This window comes from Collinsella aerofaciens (assembly GCF_039758815.1).
GTDB classification, from domain to species: Bacteria; Actinomycetota; Coriobacteriia; order Coriobacteriales; family Coriobacteriaceae; genus Collinsella; species Collinsella aerofaciens_BP.
This window is the reverse complement of sequence record NZ_JBDMSK010000020.1, coordinates 1-17341: the sequence shown is the minus strand read 5'-3', so window position 1 is coordinate 17341 and position 17341 is coordinate 1. Positions and strand designations below refer to the sequence as shown.

Sequence of the window (17341 nt, the reverse complement as noted above, 5' to 3'; positions counted from 1 at the left end):
GGTTGAGAATTTCGTATAGGTTTGGGGAATGGTATGGCTACCATCGCGATTATCGGTGCGCTCGAAAAAGAGATCATGCAGATTAAGGAAGAGCTGAGCGACGTTTGCATGGTACAGGAGGCGGGCTTGAACGTTGTGACCGGCGGGCTCGACGGCCTGTCGATTGTCGCCACGACGGCGGGTATGGGCACGGTGAACGCTGCCGCCGCAACACAGCACCTCATTAGCAAGTATGCTCCGCAGGCAGTTGTGCTTTCGGGTATCGCGGGCGGTTTGAACCCCAAGCTCCATATCGACGACGTGGTCATCGGCAAATGCCTGCGCTATCTGGATACCGATACTGCGCTTATCGCCGAGTCTGCACCGGGGCTCGAGGAGTTTGGCTCGACGCCTGCGCTGGTCGATATTGCTGCCGATGTGCTTGCTGAGCGTGGGTTTGTTGATGCTTCGACAAATGCAGCAGCTTCGAACGAGGGCGCAAAGCAGTTCCTGGTCGGCACGATTGCCACGGGTAACCGCTTTGTGACGGGCGCCGCCATGCGCAACGACGCTATCGAGGCGACGCATGCCGATTGTGTCGGCATGGAGGGCGCGGCAATTGCCCACGTCGCAACCAAAAATGGTGTCGATTGCCTGGTGCTGCGCGCTATCAGCGATAATTGTGACGAGGCGTACGATGCGATTTGCGACCGCGAGTTCGACCTGTTCGAGTATGCCCGCACCGCGAGTGGCATTACGCTCGATATCGTTCGCCGTATCGCTGCTATCTATTAGCGCGCTTTTTTTGTAAGAACCTACGACCAAGGAGTGTCCATGGCCGATTCCATTAACTACCAGCTTGCCAAGTTCGTTGCCAGCTATGGCAAGGTTTCGCAGATTCCCGAGTCCACTTGCCCCGAGGTGAGCTTCGTCGGCCGCTCCAACGTGGGCAAGTCGTCGATCATGAACAAGCTTTTTGGCCGCAAGAACCTCGTCAAGGTTTCGAGCACACCGGGCAAGACGAGCAACATCAACTTCTTCGAGGCCGACGACGTGCACTTTGTCGACCTGCCGGGTTACGGTTTCGCCCGCCGTTCCAAGGCCGAGCGCGACCGCTGGGCCGAGCTCATCGGCGACTTCTTTGACTCCGAGCGCAGCTTTAACCTGGTCGTATCGCTGGTGGATATTCGTCACGACCCCAGTAAGCTCGACCATGACATGATCGACTACCTGCAGGGCAACGAGTTCAACTTTATCGTCTGCCTCACCAAGGCCGACAAGCTCAGCCGCACCCAACAGGCCCGCCAGGCAGCAGCCATCAAAAAGCAGCTCAACGTCCCTGCCGAAAACGTGATCATCACAAGCTCCCAGACCGGCGTGGGTATCGACGAACTCAAGCGCCGCATCGCCGAGGCCTGCCTCTAGTAAGGGCTCCAGCCTAGCAAGAGCCCCTATCAATAAAGGGCCATATATTTCAGCCCGGCGCCCCTTCAAAGCGTGGGTCCCTGTAGACATCCTCAGCAAGGTAGGCGCAGGGACGGTCGGGATGTTCCCTCAAAATCATTCCGCAGCGCGAAGGCCCCTTATCCGTCGCTCCGTAGGAGCAGGACAAGGGGCCTTCATGCGCGAGGACGATTTTGAGGGAACATCCCGACCGTCCCGGACAGGTATATGAGGAGGATGTCTACAGGTACTCGATTTGAGCGCCCTCGGTGTCGCACGTCAGAATATGCGTATCACACTTAGGGAACTGCTCGCGCAGCTTGACCTGCAGGAACTTTGCCACGATGGTGTCGTCAGTCACGGCCATGAGAGTCGAGCCCGAGCCGCTGATCCAGATGGTCTTGGCGCCGCCGTTAAGGCAGGTGTCGCGCACGGCGTTGTAGTCGGGAATCAGACGGCGACGATAGGGTTCCTGGATGCGGTCGTCATTGGCGGCGGCAATCAGGTCGAGGTCACCAGTCTCCAAGCCGCGCGTCATGCCGGCGATGCGGCCCATCTGCCACACGGCGGTGGAGAGTGGAATCTCCTGCGGCACAACCTTGCGCGCCTCGCTCGTATGCACCTCGTAGGGCGGAATCACGGTAATAAAACGCAGGCGATCGCTCACCTCGTAGCGCAGGCACTGGGGGAGCGAATCGGTCGGCGTAAAGGAACAGACGGCGCCGCCCAGGATAGCGGGGGCGACGTTATCGGGATGGCCCTCGACTTCGGTGGCAATGCGAACCAGCTCGGCGCGGTCGACGGTGTGGCCTGTCAGTGCGGCGGCGGCCATAATGCCGGCGACGACGCAGGTGGAGCTGGAGCCCAGGCCGCGGGCGACGGGCACGTCGGTCTGGATGTCGATGGCAACGGGAAAAGCCGGCTCGCCCCATGCAGCCAGTGCATCGACAAAGCTCACGTAGACCAGGTTGTTCTCGTTTTGGAATTCCTCGGGGCAGCCCGTGATGGTGAGTTTGTCGGCGCGCTCGAAGGTGAAGTGCGAGTAGAGGCTGACGGCCATGCCGAGGGTATCGTAGCCAATGCCCAAGTTGGCGCTTGTTGCTGGGACGGTGATCTTGATCATGTGAGTCCTCCTGGCGTGCCTGGCTGTTTAGTTCGTTGCTCGGGCAGTCCTGCGCAAGACGGAAAGCACATTAAGTGCTTTCCTTTGCGTGCGGAACTCGCGACGAACTAAACAGCCAGGCACGCTATGCACGTTCGTCATCATCCCGGTAGGTATCTGATAAAAGAAGGTGCGCCGGCTTTCGCCGGCGCCTTATAAGGGGTTTAGTTGGTTGCTATCTTTTTTGCAGCCTGCTCGACGTAGCTCGCCATCTCATCGACGTCGCAGACGTCTTCGAAGCGGACGGGCTTGGACTCGAGCTCGGCTAGCTGGACCGGGGCAACCGTGTTGGTTGCCTGCTCGAGCACACGCATAGCCTCAAAATCATCCTCGGGAACATCGAGGCCCAGGGCGTCGCAGCAGGCGCGCGGGAACTTGTAGGGGCTGGCGGTCGAAAGCAGCACGCGAGCCTTAGCGCCCTCGGCGGGGGCGACCTGCTCAAAGACGTGATAGCCGCAGGCGGTGTGCGGGTCGATCACGTAGCCGTTGGCGTCCCAGCAGCTCTTGATGGCAGTGCGGACCTCGTCCTCGCTGGCCCAGCCGCAGCCAAAGACGCTCTGAATCTTGGCTAGCAGCTCGGCGGGCACCTCGTAGCGACCCGTCTGCGCCAGCTGCTCCATAAGGCCGGCAACGAGCTCGCAGTCGCCATCGGACAGGAAGTACAGCATGCGCTCCAGGTTGGAGCTGATGAGGATGTCCATCGACGGCGAGATGGTTGTGAAGAACGGGCGGTTGCGGTCGTAGACGCCGGTGGTCAGGAAGTCAGCGAGCACGTTGTTCTTGTCGCTGGCCACGACGAGTTTGGCGACGGGCAGACCCATGCGCTTGGCGTAGTAGCCGGCCAGGATATCGCCAAAGTTGCCGGTCGGTACGCAGAACTCCACGGCATCGCCGGCCTCGATGGCGCCGGCGCGCAGCAGCTGCGCATAGGCGGCAAAGTAGTAGACGACCTGCGGCACCAGGCGGCCGACGTTGATGGAGTTGGCGCTCGAAAGCACGGTGCCGGCGGCTTCAAGGCGCTCGGCCAGCTCCTTATCGGCAAAGATGCGCTTGACGGCACTCTGGGCGTCGTCGAAGTTGCCGCGGATGCCGCAGACGGCGACGTTGCCGCCCTCCTGCGTGGACATCTGCAGATTCTGCACGCGGCTGACCTTGCCCTCGGGATAAAAGACGGTGATGCCCGTGCCCGGGGCGTCGGCAAAGCCGGCGAGTGCTGCCTTGCCTGTGTCGCCCGACGTGGCGGTGACGATCATGATGCGCTCGGCGCCGCCGTCCTTGGCGGAAGTGCGGGCCATCAAGCGGGGGAGCATCTGCAGGGCGACGTCCTTGAAGGCGCTCGTGGGACCGCCAAAGAGCTCCATCACATAGGTCTGAGGGGCGTCAGCGCCCGGCGCAGCGTCGAGTTTGACGAGCGGCGTAACCTCTTCACTCGCGAACGTGCCACGGTATGCCTCGTCGACACACGCCGAAATTTCTTCGGCCGTGTAATCATTCAGTAACATTCCCAACACATCTTGAGCGATTTCAAAGTACGATTTATCTGCAAGCGAGCTGATATCGACCTGCTGGGTGCCGAGCTCGTCCGAGACAAACAAACCCCCGTCGGGAGCGATGCCGGTACGGATTGCCACCTTACTTGAGCACGATAAAGTGCGTCCTCGTGTACTATGATAAGTTCCCATATAACACTGCTCCTCGGATGCCTTGGTCCCAATCGGTGAAACCATGGTATCAGAGCGCGCAAAATAGGTTCGCAGAGGCTTTTTAGAAAGGTAACCTCCAGCCCATGATTAAGATTGCCAAGTTTGGCGGCTCGTCGGTCGCCGACGCCGAACACTTCAAGAAGATCAAGGCCATCGTCGATGCTGACCCGGCTCGCCGTTTTGTGGTGGTTTCCGCCTGTGGTCGCCGCTTTAAGGGCGACACCAAGGTGACCGACCTGCTCTACCTGGTTAACGCGCACGTTAAGTACCACGTGTCGTGCGAGGAGCTGCTCGAGGACATCGGCCAGCGCTATTTTGATATCGCTGACGAGCTGGAGCTCACCTATCCCATCCGTGAGGAGTTCGCGGCTTTTGCCGAGCGCGCCCGCTCGGGCGGTTACTCCACCGAGGAGCTCGTGAGCCGCGGCGAGTACTTCACCGCTCGCCTGATGGCCGAATACCTGGGTCTGCCGTTCCTGGACGCCGCGACGGTTGTGGCGTTCCATCACGACGGTACGCTCAGCATGAATCGCACCTCCGAGCTGGTGCAGGAGTACGGCCAGCAGGGCGGCTTTGTTATGCCCGGTTTCTACGGCGCGACGCGTGAGGGCCAGATCAAGCTGCTCGACCGTGGTGGCGGCGATATTTCCGGCTCAATCCTGGCCAAGTGCCTGGGCGCCGACCTGTACGAGAACTGGACCGACGTTTCGGGCTTCTATTCTGCCGATCCTCGCATTGTTCCCGAGGCTCAGCCCATTGCGCGCGTTACCTACGAGGAGCTGCGCGAGCTTTCGTACATGGGTGCGAGCGTTCTGCACGAGGAAGCTGTGTTCCCCGTGCGCGAGGCTGGCATTCCGCTGGTCATCAAGAACACCAACGCGCCGCAGGACCCCGGCACCATCATTAGCGAGACGGCCGATGAGGGCGAGGCCGAGCCCATCATTACCGGCGTGACCGGCAAGCGCGGTTTTGTCGCCATCAACGTGGCTCGTGACCGTACCAAGCCCCGTGTCGGCTTTATGCGCCGCGCACTTTCGGTGTTCGAGCGCTATGACGTTTCCGTCGAGCACATGCCCACCGGTGTCGACCGCTTTGGCGCCGTGGTGCAGGAGAAGGATGTGCACGATTCGCTGTACTCGCTCGTGGGCGACATCCAGCAGGAGGTCGAACCGCTCGAGATCGAGGTTGTCGAGGGCTTGGCGCTCATCGCGACCGTCGGCCGTAACCTGCGCGGCCGCGCAGGTATCTCGGGCCATCTGTTTGGCATGCTTGGCCAGGCCGGCGTGAGCGTGCGTATGATTTCGCAGAGCTGCGACGAGATCAACATCATCATCGGTGTCGAGGAGAAGGACTTCGACCTAGCGATTCGGACCATTTACCGTGCCTTCTCCGATGAGAACGGCATTGTGAAGGTCTCCGACCTGGAGGCTTCCGCGCCGGTCGATCCCGCTCTGGCTGCGCTCCACAAGTAGCTGCTATCTCGGTGGATTTTTGGGATAAGTGCCAAAAATCAACTGCGGGGCGTTTCGTTTCGGTTTCGTTTCGGCGGGGCGGGTTTCGTGCCCGCCCCGTTCTTGTATACACTGGCAACAATTATCGGCCTGCTCGGCGTGCGGGCAAAAGCCACAACCTTTAAAGGGGGAAGCATGAAACAGTACACGGTTGCTATTTTGGGCGCGACGGGAGCCGTGGGCACCCAGATGCTCGAGTGCCTCAATGAGCAGGAGTTCCCGGTCGGCAAGCTCAAGCTGCTAGCGAGCGCACGCTCTGCGGGCAAGACCGTCGAGTTCCGCGGCGAGCAGATCGTGATTGAGGAGGCTTGCCCCGAGGCCTTTGAGGGCTGCGACATTGTGCTTGGCGCCGCCGGCGACGATATCGCAAAGGAGCTGCTGCCCGAGGCCGTCAAGCGCGGCGCCGTCGTGGTTGACAACAGCCACGCCTTCCGCATGGATCCCGAGGTGCCGCTGGTCGTGCCCGAGATCAATGCCGATGACATCAAGTGGCATCACGGCCTGATCGCCAACCCCAACTGCGCGACCATCATCGGCTTGGTTCCCACGTGGCCGCTGCATCAGCTCGCTGGCGTGAAGCGCATGATCGTTTCGACGTACCAGGCGGCTTCGGGCGCTGGCGCTCCCGGCATGGCCGAGCTCGAGGCTCAACTGGCCGCCCTGGGCCGTGGCGAAGAGATTCCCGAGCCGCGCGCTTTTGCCGCCCAGTTGGCGAGCAACCTGATTCCGCAGATCGGTGGCGTCAAGGAGGAGGGCTTTACCTCCGAGGAGATGAAGCTGCAAAACGAGGGCCGCAAGATCATGCACCTGCCCGAGCTGCGCGTGAACTGCACCTGCGTGCGCGTGCCCGTGCTGCGCTCGCACTCCGAGAACATTACGCTCGAGTTCGAGCGTGACATTACGGTTGACGAGGCCCGTGTTGCGCTGGCTGCCGCTCCGGGCGTGAAGCTGGTTGACGATATGAGCGCCGAGGATGCGCACGATCGCTTCCCCATGCCGATGGACACCTCCGACCAGGATTTGATTTGGGTCGGCCGTGTGCGTCGCGACATCTCGAACCCCGAGGCCGCGCGCGGCATCACCTTCTGGTGCTGCGGCGACCAAATCCGTAAGGGCGCGGCAACCAACGCCGTCCAGATTGCTAAGCTGCTCTGCGAGTAGTGCGACCTGTCCGGCGGGGTCCGGGCTTAGTTTTCAGAACGTCCTCGACCATGTGTGGCGCCTTGTCCTGCTCCTTCGGAGCTGCGGACAAGGCGCCACACTGGTCTGCGGAGTGTTCTGAAAACTAAGCCCGGCCCCCGCCTGCGGCGACTCGGCTGCGAGCGGCCTGCGATGGGGCCGTTGCTGGTTGGGGCCGCTGGGCTGATGTGGGGGCACGTGGTTGTTGCGGGCCCTAGTCCCGGCGGCGGCCTCGGCGCTTTGCGCCTGCCGCCTTGGGGGCCGCGGAGCGCGGCCGGCAGCTGCGACGCGTTGCGCCTGCTGCCTGCGGGGACTTTGGGGTCGTGCGGCAGCTGGGGCGCTGTCGCGCCTGCTGCCTTGGGTGACTTTGGGGTCGATTGGGGTTGTCTGCACAATTCGCGGTATTATGTTGCGGAGTTTTGAAAGGAGCCGCTGGTGGTCACGACGACATTTGCTTCGCCTTTGGGCGAAATCTTGCTTGCCGCTGATGGCCGCGGTCTGACGGGGCTTTGGTTTGAGGGGCAGGAGCACTTTGGTTCCACGCTTCTCCGGGAAGACTCCGAACATGTTGAAGGCGCCGACGCGGTTTCCGGTACCGGTGGCATGTCGTCGGTGAGTCCGGCAAATGGTGTGGCCTCTTCGGTGCTTGAGCGTTCATGGGCTTGGCTGAATGCTTATTTTGCGGGGCAGGAGCCTCGGTTTACGCCGCCGTTGCATTTGATTGGTACGGCGTTTCAGCGCGAGGTTTGGTTTGAGCTGCTTTCTATTCCGCGTGGCGAGGTCGCTACGTATGGCGAGATCGCCCAGCGTGTAGCGGCTCGACATCGTGTGCCGGGAAATGAAGCGCCCGCTGTGTCTCCTCGTGCGGTGGGGGCTGCGGTCGCGCGTAATCCCATTTCGATTATCGTGCCGTGCCATCGCGTAGTTGCCGCCGATGGTTCGCTCAACGGATATGCCGGCGGGCTTGACCGCAAGGAGTGGCTGCTTCGGCTTGAGGGCGCGTACGAGGAGTAACGCTCGAGCACTTTGCATAACTAGGACGCCGTGAAAGGACGAGTCACTGTCCCTTCGCGCCCGGCATGCGTCAAAGCGCTCGACACGTGCGCCTTAAGTTTGGCTAAGCCATATTCTGCGCATTTAAAAATGTGCAGGTTGAGCAGCTAGGGCTGCGCTAAGGCAGCTGGCGGTGCGCTATCATCGGCAGTATCGAAACCTGTATAGCCGTGCGCCAAAGGAGCAACTATGAAGCTGATGCTTGCCGAGGACGAACCTGGTCTCTCCCGCGCCCTCACCGCGATTCTTCAACATAGCGACTACGAGGTCGATACCGCACTCGACGGTCTGACGGCGCTCGAATATCTACTCGCCAACGACTATGACGCTGCAATCCTGGACATCATGATGCCCGGCATGGATGGTATCGAGGTGCTCAAGCGCACACGTGAGGCCGGCAAACGTCTGCCCATCATTATGCTTACGGCAAAAAGCGAGGTGTCCGATAAGGTCGAGGGCTTGGACGCCGGCGCCAACGATTACCTGACTAAGCCGTTCGCCGCCAAGGAGCTACTTGCTCGCATTCGTGCCATGACGCGTGCCGCCACGGCAATTGACGCCACGACGCTCAGCGTGGGCAACGTGCGCCTCGACACGGCATCGTGCACGCTTGCGGGTCCCTTGGGTGAGGAGCACCTGGCCAATCGTGAGTTTCAGCTTATGGAGCTCTTTATGCGCAACGCCGGCACGCGTATGCCCACCGAACGTCTGATGCTCGAGGTTTGGGGCGAAGACGCGCCCGAAGGCGCCAATGTGGTGTGGGTCTACATCTCGTACCTGCGCAAAAAGCTGACGGCACTGGGTGCCGACCTGGCCATCCGCGCGTCGCACAACCAGGGATATTCGCTCGAGGTTGTCGAGGAAGGAGAACGGGCGTGAGCGTGCGCACGTGGTGCAAGCGCATGGCGGCGAAGCTCGGCATGGGTGTGGGCTCGGGTAATCCGGGGCGCGCCGATGCTGCCAGTGCAATGGGCCGTCGCCTGCGTCGTAAGTTCATCCTCGTTGCCATGGGCGCTGTGACCGTGGTGCTCACGCTCATCATCGCTGGCATCAACATTGTCAATTATTCGCATGTTTGCAAGATGGCCGATGCACGACTGGACTATATCCTGGCAGGCAAGGATGGCATTGATGGGGAGGACGAGCCTAAGACCGGTCCCGGTCAGGATGCGGTTGCCGGCAAGGTTGCTACCGGTAACCGGGCGGCCGTTCGCGATGTGCATTTTGAAGGCATGACGGCGGAGTCTCCCTTCGACACGCGCTACTTTACGGTGTCGATTGCCGGCGGGCAGGTGACCGATGTCAACACGGCCCGCATTGCCGCGGTAGGTGCCAAGCGTGCCGCCCGCATCGCTGCAGGACTATATTCCAAGGGTTGGACTTCGGGCTTTTCTGGCAACTACCGTTATACGGCTACGGTTCAGGGCGACAAGACAACCTATGTGTTCGTGGACTGTTCGCGCGAGCTTGCAAGTTTCCATTCGTTTTTGAGCGCGAGTGTGGCAATCAGCTGCATTGGCTGGCTGGCGGTGCTGGCAATTGTAACGGTCGCCTCGGGTGCGGTGATTCGGCCGATGGTCGAGAGTTATAGCAAACAGAAGCGCTTCATTACCGATGCAAGCCACGAGATCAAAACGCCGCTGGCCGTGATTGACGCCGCCAACGAGGTCCAAGAGATCGAGAGCGGCGAGAGCGAGTGGACGCAGAGCATTCACGAGCAGGTCGCGCGGCTGACGGCGCTCACGGAGCGTCTGGTGTTCCTGGCGCGTATGGACGAGGGTTCGGCCGGCTTTACTATGGCGACGATTGATCTTTCGGAGGCCGTGGACACGGCTGCGACGCCATTTGAATCGGTGGCGGTTTCGCGCGGAAAGCGGCTGTCGACGTCGATCGCGAGCGGTGTGCGGGCCCATGCCGATGCCGCGGCAGTGGCGCAGGTTGTTGAGCTGCTGCTGGACAACGCCACACGCTACGCAAGCGAGGACAGCGTGATCGAGCTGAGCCTGCGTGCCGTTTCGCGCGGTGCGGGCAAAGGCTCGGCCGAGCTTGTCGTATCGAATGCTGTTGATGAGCTGCCCGAGGGCGACCTGGACCGGCTGTTCGACCGCTTCTATCGTGCGGACGTGTCGCGCAGCTCCAAGACAGGTGGCTCGGGCGTGGGGCTGTCCGTCGTGCGCGCCATCGCCGAAGCCCATGGCGGATCCGCCACCGTATCCGGCCACGATCATCAGATCACCTTCACCGTCCGCCTCTAAAACCTGCCAAAAAGGGACAGGTTTATTTTGGCAGGTTTTATCTGTGCAGACGGCAGCGGAGGCTGGCGGTGATCGGCGCCATGAACGCCACCGACCCAAATAAACGCACCTCTAACTGCTAAAATATGGACATCGTTGTTCGGCTCCCGAAGGAAAGGAGACGGTCATGCAGTACGAGATCGGCGGAGGGGCTTTCCCGGTTGTTACGTGCAACCTTAGCGACGGCGAATCCATGATCACCGAAAGCGGTGCCATGGTCTGGATGACCCCCAACATGGAGATGTCCACCTCGGGCGGTGGCATAGGCAAGATGTTCTCTAAGGCTTTTTCGGGTGAGGCGTTGTTCCAAAACATTTGGACCGCGCACGGCGATGGCATGATTGCGTTTGGCTCTTGCTTCCCCGGCCGCATTATACCGATCGAGATTGGCCCTGGTAAGAGCTGGATTTTGCAGAAGCGTTCGTTCCTTGCCGTGGAAAGTGGTGTTGAGCTGAGCATCCACTTTAACAAGAAGGCAAAGACCGGCGTCTTTGGCGGCGAGGGTTTTATCATGCAAAAGCTCACGGGCTCGGGTATTGCCTTTGCCGAGATCGACGGCGACCTAGTTGAGTACGAGCTTGCTGCTGGCCAGCAAATGATTGTAGATACCGGCAACGTGGCCGGCTTTGAGGAGACGGTGAGCATCGACGCGCAGATGGTCAAGGGCGTCAAAAACATCATGTTTGGCGGTGAAGGCGTGTTTAACACTGTGCTCACCGGTCCGGGGCGCATCTGGCTGCAGACAATGCCTATTTCCAATCTTGCGGCAGCAGTGGCTTCGATGACCAACAACAATAACTAATCGTGTATAGGATGACGCGCGCGGCGGGCCTGGCCTGTCGTGCGCGTTTTTTGGTGGCAAACGCCCTGTTTATCGGGTGCGGCTGTGCTCCTGCAGTGCATAGATCGACTTATCCATGTTGAACAGGTAGGCCACGACGCAGACAATAAAGAACGTCGGCAGACTGCTAAAGCCAAAGACCTCGCAGCCAATAAAGATGGGCGCGAGCAGCGTGTTGGTGGCGCTGCCAAAGACGGCGGCGTATCCCAGCGCGGCGCAGAGCTCGACGGGCATGCCGAGAATTCCGGCGAGCACGACACCCAGGCTGGTTCCGATGGAGAACAACGGCGTCACCTCACCACCTTGATATCCTGCGGCAAGCGTGGCGATGGTGAGTGTGAATTTGAGCGCCCAGTCCCAAGGCATGATGGTGACCTTGCCGTCACCGTTGAGCGCCGCCGATATCAGGTTGGTGCCAAGGCCGCAGTATCGCCCCTGCCACAGCACGAACAGAATCGCCGACAGCGCAAGGCCCATAACGGCAATGCGTATGTAAGGGCTGGGGAGCAGCCGCGCCGCAAGGGTCTTGGCGTGGGCAAGGCACCAGGCAAAAGCGCCACCCACCATGCCAAACGCGATGCCCAGCAGCGCCAGCCGTCCAAGACCGGGGAGGTCGAGCGCATACGAGGCGGTAACGGCGACCTCGAACTTCTCGAGCCCCAGGGCGCCCGAGGTCATGCTTGCGGCAAGTGAAGCCGTAAGCGCGGGAAACAGCGCGCGGTATTCCATGCGTCCGGCGACCAGCACCTCGACCGCAAAGACCGTGGCGGCGAGGGGCGTTCGGAAGAGTCCGGCAAAGCCGGCGGCCATGCCGATAAGCAAAAACGTGTTGCCGGGTTCTCGGAAAGGTAGACGTCGGCCGATCCAATGCGAGACGGTTGCGCCGATCTGCACGGCTACGCCTTCGCGTCCCGCGCTGCCGCCAAAGAGATGCGTGGCCCACGTGCTCAGCATAATGAGCGGCACCAGACGCGGGGAGATGGCGTCCTCGCGTCCGTGACCTACGTCGAATACTAAGCTCATGCCCCGATCGGTGCCTTTGCCCCAGGTGCGGTAGGCAAATACGATGGCCAAGCCCATGAGGGCGAGGAAGGGAAGGAGCAGTACGATGTGCTCGTCACGGAAGGCGCCAATTGCCAGGAGCACACGACCAAAAAGGGCACAGATGGCGCCAACGATAACGCCGATAGGGATTCCGACGGCGCCCATGAGCACGAGACCGCTATAGGTGTTGACCAGGCGTTTGATTCTGCTCGAAGCGCTGCTTTCTGACATTTTGCTTTCCGACACTTGCTCTCTTGATAGAAAAAGAGCTGGAGTTGCGCATCGTTGAGAGGCTTTCCAGCTTTAGCAAAACAAACTTATAAGATGCGACGGGCCGCGTCAAGATAATTACCGGACGGCCTAGGAGGCGGCTGGTTGGCTGGCTTAAAACCTAGCGCGTGAAATGACGCCCCACGCTATTCAGCGCGCTTGATAGGATGACGAACCACGGTCTTAAGTTTCTCCGGTGCGCATTTGCGTGGATCGGAGAGATAGATTTCGTGATGTAAACGGGTGTCTGAGAAGTCGGGAACATAGCCCAGCTCGGTCGTGTATTCATGCATAGCGTCTACGGTCGCCGGTTCGTTGTCGTAGGGCCCGGTGTGCATGCATTGAACGCAGAGACCCTCGTCAACTTTAAGCAGTTCGACGGCGGAAAAGTCCAGTTTCTTTTTGGTCGTGGCTTCCGCGACTGCCCAGCCAAAGTCATCTCGGGTGACGAAATCAGGCAGGCGGATGCACGAGATAAAGTTGAAATTGTCCTTGTGTACATAATCGATGTCGCCGCTCGGGGACTCTTGCCACCAGAAACCCTCAAGCGGCGGTACCACAAAGTCGAAATAGCCCTCGATACTCCTTGAGCCTTTCTTCGACATCTTGACGGTATAGGCGATGCCGTAAAGTAGCGGCAGGGCGTTTTGATACTCGCCACCTTCGGTATTTGGGTCGCCCTTTCCGCGAACGGCAACGTAGCTCATAGGCGGGACTGTTACGATACTCGGCTTGCTTGCAGGTTTGTAGAGCTCCTTGCATTCCTTCTTAAAGTCGAACGCCATGTTGGCCGCCTTTCTGCGTATTGGCCTGCTTAGATAGTTGAATCATATCATAGAAACGAACAGCTGTTCGAATTATTTGGCTGACAGATTGAGATGCGTGCGTTGTGTTTGGCGGTCGGCCTGACCCCGTCGATGATTTCTCGGCCTCCCCGGCGCCTCATCTATAGCTGCCGTTTCCCCATATAAAACATGCCAAAATAAACCTGTCCCTTTTTGGTCGGTGCGAAATGGGTAATACTAAAGAGTTATCCGACCAGATGGGAATTAATCGATGGCCTATATCGAATTCAAAGACGTCATCAAGGCATACGGCGAGGGCGACGCCCGCATCCACGCGCTCGACGGCGCGAGCTTTACGGTCGAGCGCGGCGAGCTCGCCATCATTCTGGGTGCTTCGGGCGCCGGCAAGACCACGGCCCTCAACATTCTGGGCGGCATGGACACGGCAACTTCTGGCACCGTGACGGTGGACGGGCGTGACGTGAGCTCTGCCAACGAGGCTCAGCTTGTGGAATACCGTCGCGCTGACGTCGGCTTTGTCTTTCAGTTCTACAATCTGGTCCCTAACCTGACGGCGCTTGAGAACGTCGAACTCGCGGCGCAGATCTGCCCCGATTCGCTCGATGCCGAGCAAACGCTTCGCCAGGTTGGCCTGGGCGACCGCCTCGCTAACTTTCCGGCGCAGCTTTCGGGCGGCGAGCAGCAGCGCGTATCCATCGCCCGCGCGCTGGCTAAGAACCCCAAGCTGCTTTTGTGCGACGAGCCTACGGGTGCACTCGACTACAAAACTGGCAAGCAGATCTTGCAGCTGCTACAGGACACTTGCCGCAAGCAAGGCATTACGGTCATCATCATCACCCACAACTCTGCGCTGGCGCCCATGGCCGATCGCCTGATCCGCTTTAAGAGCGGCCGCGTGGAGAGCGAGACGGTCCAGCAAAATCCTGTGCCCATCGAGACGATCGAGTGGTAGCGCCCATGAATCAGGACCGCCAAAACAGTCAACGCCGCGACGCGCAGAACACGGAGCGCGAGCAGGATTTTACGACCTACCGTACCGCCCAAAGCTCAAACGATATGGTGCCGACGGTTTTTCGCCGTGGCATCTACCGCACGATTCGCGGCAGCCTCAAACGCTTCTTGTCTATCGTTGTGATCACCGCGCTTGGCGTGAGCGTGATGTGCGGCCTTAAGGCGGGCTGCGAGGACCTGTGTGATTCGGTCGACGCCTATTTTGACCAGCAGAATGTCTATGACATCAACGTGCAGTCGACCTATGGTCTGACCGATGACGATCTTGCCGCGATCCAAGAGGTCGATGGCGTCGAGACGGCCGAGGGCATCTATACCGAGACCGCCTATACCGCCGTGGGTACGACGCGCGAGCGTGTCGTCGTACAGAGCCTCTCCAAAGAGAATATTGACCAACAGGTGCTAGTACGCGGCGAGCTGCCCGAGACTTCGGGCGAAGTGGCAGTGACCTCACGTTTTTTGAAGGCTTCGGGCAAGAAAATCGGCGATACGGTGAGTTTTGCCGCCAATGATGCGAGCTCGTCGAACCAAAGCGCCAAGGACCAGTTTGCCGATGGGGACTACACCATCACGGCCGAGGTTCTCGATCCTACCGACGTGAGCTCCGACTCGACAGTCAACGCCTTTCGCGCTGCTTCGACTGCGGACTACAAGTTCTACGTGAGCGAGGATGCCGCGACATCTTCTTCCTACTCCGCTGTCCACGTGGTCGTCGAGGGAGCCAAGAGCCTCAACTCCTATTCGGATGCCTACTCGGCAAAGATCAATGAGGTCAAGGGCAATATCGAGAAGATCCGCGAGGAGCGTGAGAAGGCGCGCGCTCAGGAGCTGACGGTCGACACACCGGCGAGCTTGGACGCGGCTGAGCGTCAGGCGAATATGGTCTTTGGGATCGAGCAGGACAACATCAATCGCATGGCCGAGGGCAGCGACGAGCGTGCGCAGGCGCAAACCGACCTGGACCAGCGCCGCGCCGCCGCCGACCAGCAGTTTGCCGATGCCCGCGCCGAGCTCTCTGACCTAGGCGAATGCACCTGGTACATCCAGGACCGCGGCAATATCGCAAGCTACTCGAGCGTCGAGAGCGATAGTTCTTCGATCGAGGCCATCGCCACGGTGTTCCCGTTCATCTTCTTTATCGTCGCCGTGCTTATCAGCCTCACCACCGCCACCCGCATGGTCGAGGAGGAGCGCACGCTTATTGGCCTGTACAAGGCGCTCGGCTATTCACGCGGGCGTATCCTGTCCAAATATGTGGACTACTCGCTGTGGGCGTGTCTGATCGGTGGCGTGCTCGGCAATATCATCGGATTTGTGGGTCTGCCGCTGTTCCTGTTTACGGTGTTCGACGACATGTACTCGCTGCCCCAGATGTTGCTTTCGTACGACATCGTGTCATCACTCGTGTCGGTAGCGCTGTTTGCCGTGGGCGTGGTGGGCGCCACGATTATCGCCTGCCGCCACGAGATGGCCGAGACCCCAGCCTCGCTCATGCGCCCCAAGGCCCCGCGCGCCGGCTCGCGCATTCTGCTCGAGCGCATCGGCTTTATCTGGCACCGCATGGGCTTTTTGAACAAGGTCGCTGCACGCAACTTATTCCGCTACAAAAAGCGCGCCTTTATGACCATCTTCGGCATTGCGGGCTGCACGGCGCTTGTGATTTGCGGTATGGGCATCCGTGATACGTCGGTCGCGTTGTCGCCCAAGCAGTACGGGCATATCACGCGCTATGACCTGCTGGCGGTTGCCAATCCCGATGATTTTTCGCAGACGTGCGCGGCACTGGATGAGCGCAGTGCAGCCAATGATTCCAACGTGACTGTGACTTCGACGCTGCCGATTATGACCGACAACGTCACCTTTACGTTTGGCGGTAAGAGCGAGACTGTGCAGCTGATCGTGGTGCCCGATGACCGCACGAACGACCTGGATGACTACGTGCGCCTAGAGGACGAGTCCAAAGAACCGCTCGCCCTGCGTGACGGGGATGTGTATTTGAGCAAGAGCTCTCAGCTGGTGCTGGGGATCAAGCCGGGCGATACGGCACACGTCCAGGATTCGTCGCTCAATGTTGCCAAGGTCAAAGTCAGCGACATCTCGCTCAACTATCTGGGCAACACGCTTTACATGACGCAGGGCACCTATGAGCGCGCGTTCGGTCGAAGTGCACGCCTTAACGGCGTCTTTGTGCTGCTTAAGGGTTCGTCGGCCGACCAGATTGCGTTTAGCAAGAATCTTAAGAGTGACGGTTGGCTTACGATTTCGAGTACGGCCGAGCATTGGGAAAACTATGAGGCGAACTTTACGATTATCAATTCGGTCGTGGTGCTCGTGACCTTTATGGCGGCGTGCCTGTCGTTTGTGGTGGTGTTTACGCTGTCCAACACGAATATCTCCGAGCGCGAACGCGAGCTGGCGGCCATCAAGGTGCTGGGCTTCCGCCGTGGCGAGGTGCACCACTACGTCAACAAGGAGACGTTGATCCTCACGGCGATCGGCGCTGCGCTGGGCGTGCCGCTGGGCGGCTTGCTGGCCGAGAGTTTTACGTACATTTTGCAGATGCCGTCGCTGTATTTTGATGTTGAGGTCGAGCCGCTGAGCTACGTGCTATCCGTGCTTCTGGCCTTTGGCTTTACGTTTATCGTCAACCTCGCCACCAACCGTACCCTCAACAAGATCGACATGGTCGGCGCCCTCAAGAGCGCCGAGTAACCTGCCAAAAAGGGACAGGTTTATTTTGGCAGGTTTTATCTGGGCAAACGCCGGACAACCATTATGTGGCCCGGCGTTTGTCCCGTCAAACGGGCTTTCCATTTGCCTTTCATTCTATTTGGTTTTCGCTCACAGGCGTGGATGAGAGGCTCTCTTTAGCCTTCGAGATTGGGCTTGTATGGGTCGTATGCCACAAAATGGGCCTATCTACTACGTTTGCTACCACACCCTCGACCATGACAAAGATTATGAAATTAAAACCGACGCTCCTATAAGTTGTCAAGAGGCAGTTTGCGGGAGCGCTCTCTCCAATTCGCACAGGAGCTCGTAATA

Annotated in this window: 14 protein-coding genes; 10 read left to right on the top strand and 4 right to left on the bottom strand. The window is 59.7% G+C overall.

Annotated elements, in window-relative coordinates:
* Positions 1-33 precede the first annotated feature (33 nt).
* Both mtnN and yihA read left to right on the top strand, forming a co-directional pair.
* Entirely contained in the window at positions 34-774 is a 741-nt protein-coding gene (mtnN, locus tag ABHT90_RS08200; RefSeq protein ID WP_346982185.1) for a 5'-methylthioadenosine/S-adenosylhomocysteine nucleosidase, read from the top strand.
* Between the two features lie 39 nt (positions 775-813).
* Positions 814-1404: a ribosome biogenesis GTP-binding protein YihA/YsxC gene (yihA, locus tag ABHT90_RS08195; RefSeq protein ID WP_089572350.1), complete on the top strand. Its 591-nt coding sequence runs from the start codon at positions 814-816 to the stop codon at positions 1402-1404.
* A 259-nt stretch (positions 1405-1663) separates the two neighbouring features.
* Here yihA and thrB read toward each other — a convergent pair whose 3' ends face one another.
* Together thrB and thrC are read right to left on the bottom strand one after the other, a co-directional pair.
* A complete protein-coding gene (gene thrB, locus ABHT90_RS08190; protein WP_006234874.1) occupies positions 1664-2545 on the bottom strand; it encodes a homoserine kinase in 882 nt (293 codons plus the stop codon).
* Between the two features lie 203 nt (positions 2546-2748).
* Positions 2749-4266: a threonine synthase gene (gene thrC, locus ABHT90_RS08185; RefSeq protein WP_346982184.1), complete on the bottom strand. Its 1518-nt coding sequence runs from the start codon at positions 4264-4266 to the stop codon at positions 2749-2751.
* 104 nt (positions 4267-4370) lie between these two features.
* On the opposite strand from thrC, the gene ABHT90_RS08180 reads away from it, so the two are divergent.
* The 6 genes from ABHT90_RS08180 (at position 4371) to ABHT90_RS08155 (ending at position 11126) form a co-directional block, all read left to right on the top strand.
* Positions 4371-5759: an aspartate kinase gene (locus ABHT90_RS08180; protein WP_346982183.1), complete on the top strand. Its 1389-nt coding sequence runs from the start codon at positions 4371-4373 to the stop codon at positions 5757-5759.
* 174 nt (positions 5760-5933) lie between these two features.
* A complete protein-coding gene (locus ABHT90_RS08175) occupies positions 5934-6959 on the top strand; it encodes an aspartate-semialdehyde dehydrogenase (RefSeq protein ID WP_346982182.1) in 1026 nt (341 codons plus the stop codon).
* A 453-nt stretch (positions 6960-7412) separates the two neighbouring features.
* Complete coding sequence (locus ABHT90_RS08170) at positions 7413-7991, top strand: methylated-DNA--[protein]-cysteine S-methyltransferase (protein ID WP_233502817.1); 579 nt, start codon at positions 7413-7415, stop codon at positions 7989-7991.
* Between the two features lie 228 nt (positions 7992-8219).
* Positions 8220-8909, top strand: coding sequence for a response regulator transcription factor (locus ABHT90_RS08165; RefSeq protein ID WP_346982181.1), 690 nt, complete (start codon positions 8220-8222; stop codon positions 8907-8909).
* Entirely contained in the window at positions 8906-10285 is a 1380-nt protein-coding gene (locus tag ABHT90_RS08160) for a sensor histidine kinase (protein WP_118449198.1), read from the top strand. The genes ABHT90_RS08165 and ABHT90_RS08160 overlap by 4 nt, the downstream gene beginning before the upstream one ends.
* A gap of 166 nt (positions 10286-10451) precedes the next feature.
* Positions 10452-11126 carry a TIGR00266 family protein gene (locus ABHT90_RS08155; RefSeq protein ID WP_346982180.1) on the top strand — a complete coding sequence of 225 codons (675 nt, stop codon included), beginning with the start codon at positions 10452-10454 and terminating at the stop codon, positions 11124-11126.
* Between the two features lie 69 nt (positions 11127-11195).
* Here ABHT90_RS08155 and ABHT90_RS08150 read toward each other — a convergent pair whose 3' ends face one another.
* The gene (locus ABHT90_RS08150; RefSeq protein ID WP_346982179.1) at positions 11196-12440 is read right to left on the bottom strand and encodes a chloride channel protein; all 1245 of its coding nucleotides are present in this window, start codon (positions 12438-12440) and stop codon (positions 11196-11198) included.
* Positions 12441-12625: 185 nt separating this feature from the next.
* A complete protein-coding gene (locus tag ABHT90_RS08145; protein ID WP_346982178.1) occupies positions 12626-13264 on the bottom strand; it encodes a GyrI-like domain-containing protein in 639 nt (212 codons plus the stop codon).
* Between the two features lie 271 nt (positions 13265-13535).
* Between ABHT90_RS08145 and ABHT90_RS08140 the strand changes: the two genes are divergently transcribed.
* Both ABHT90_RS08140 and ABHT90_RS08135 read left to right on the top strand, forming a co-directional pair.
* The gene (locus tag ABHT90_RS08140; protein WP_117816947.1) at positions 13536-14237 is read left to right on the top strand and encodes an ABC transporter ATP-binding protein; all 702 of its coding nucleotides are present in this window, start codon (positions 13536-13538) and stop codon (positions 14235-14237) included.
* Positions 14238-14242: 5 nt separating this feature from the next.
* Positions 14243-17008: an FtsX-like permease family protein gene (locus ABHT90_RS08135; protein ID WP_346982177.1), complete on the top strand. Its 2766-nt coding sequence runs from the start codon at positions 14243-14245 to the stop codon at positions 17006-17008.
* The last annotated feature ends 333 nt before the right edge of the window (positions 17009-17341 follow it).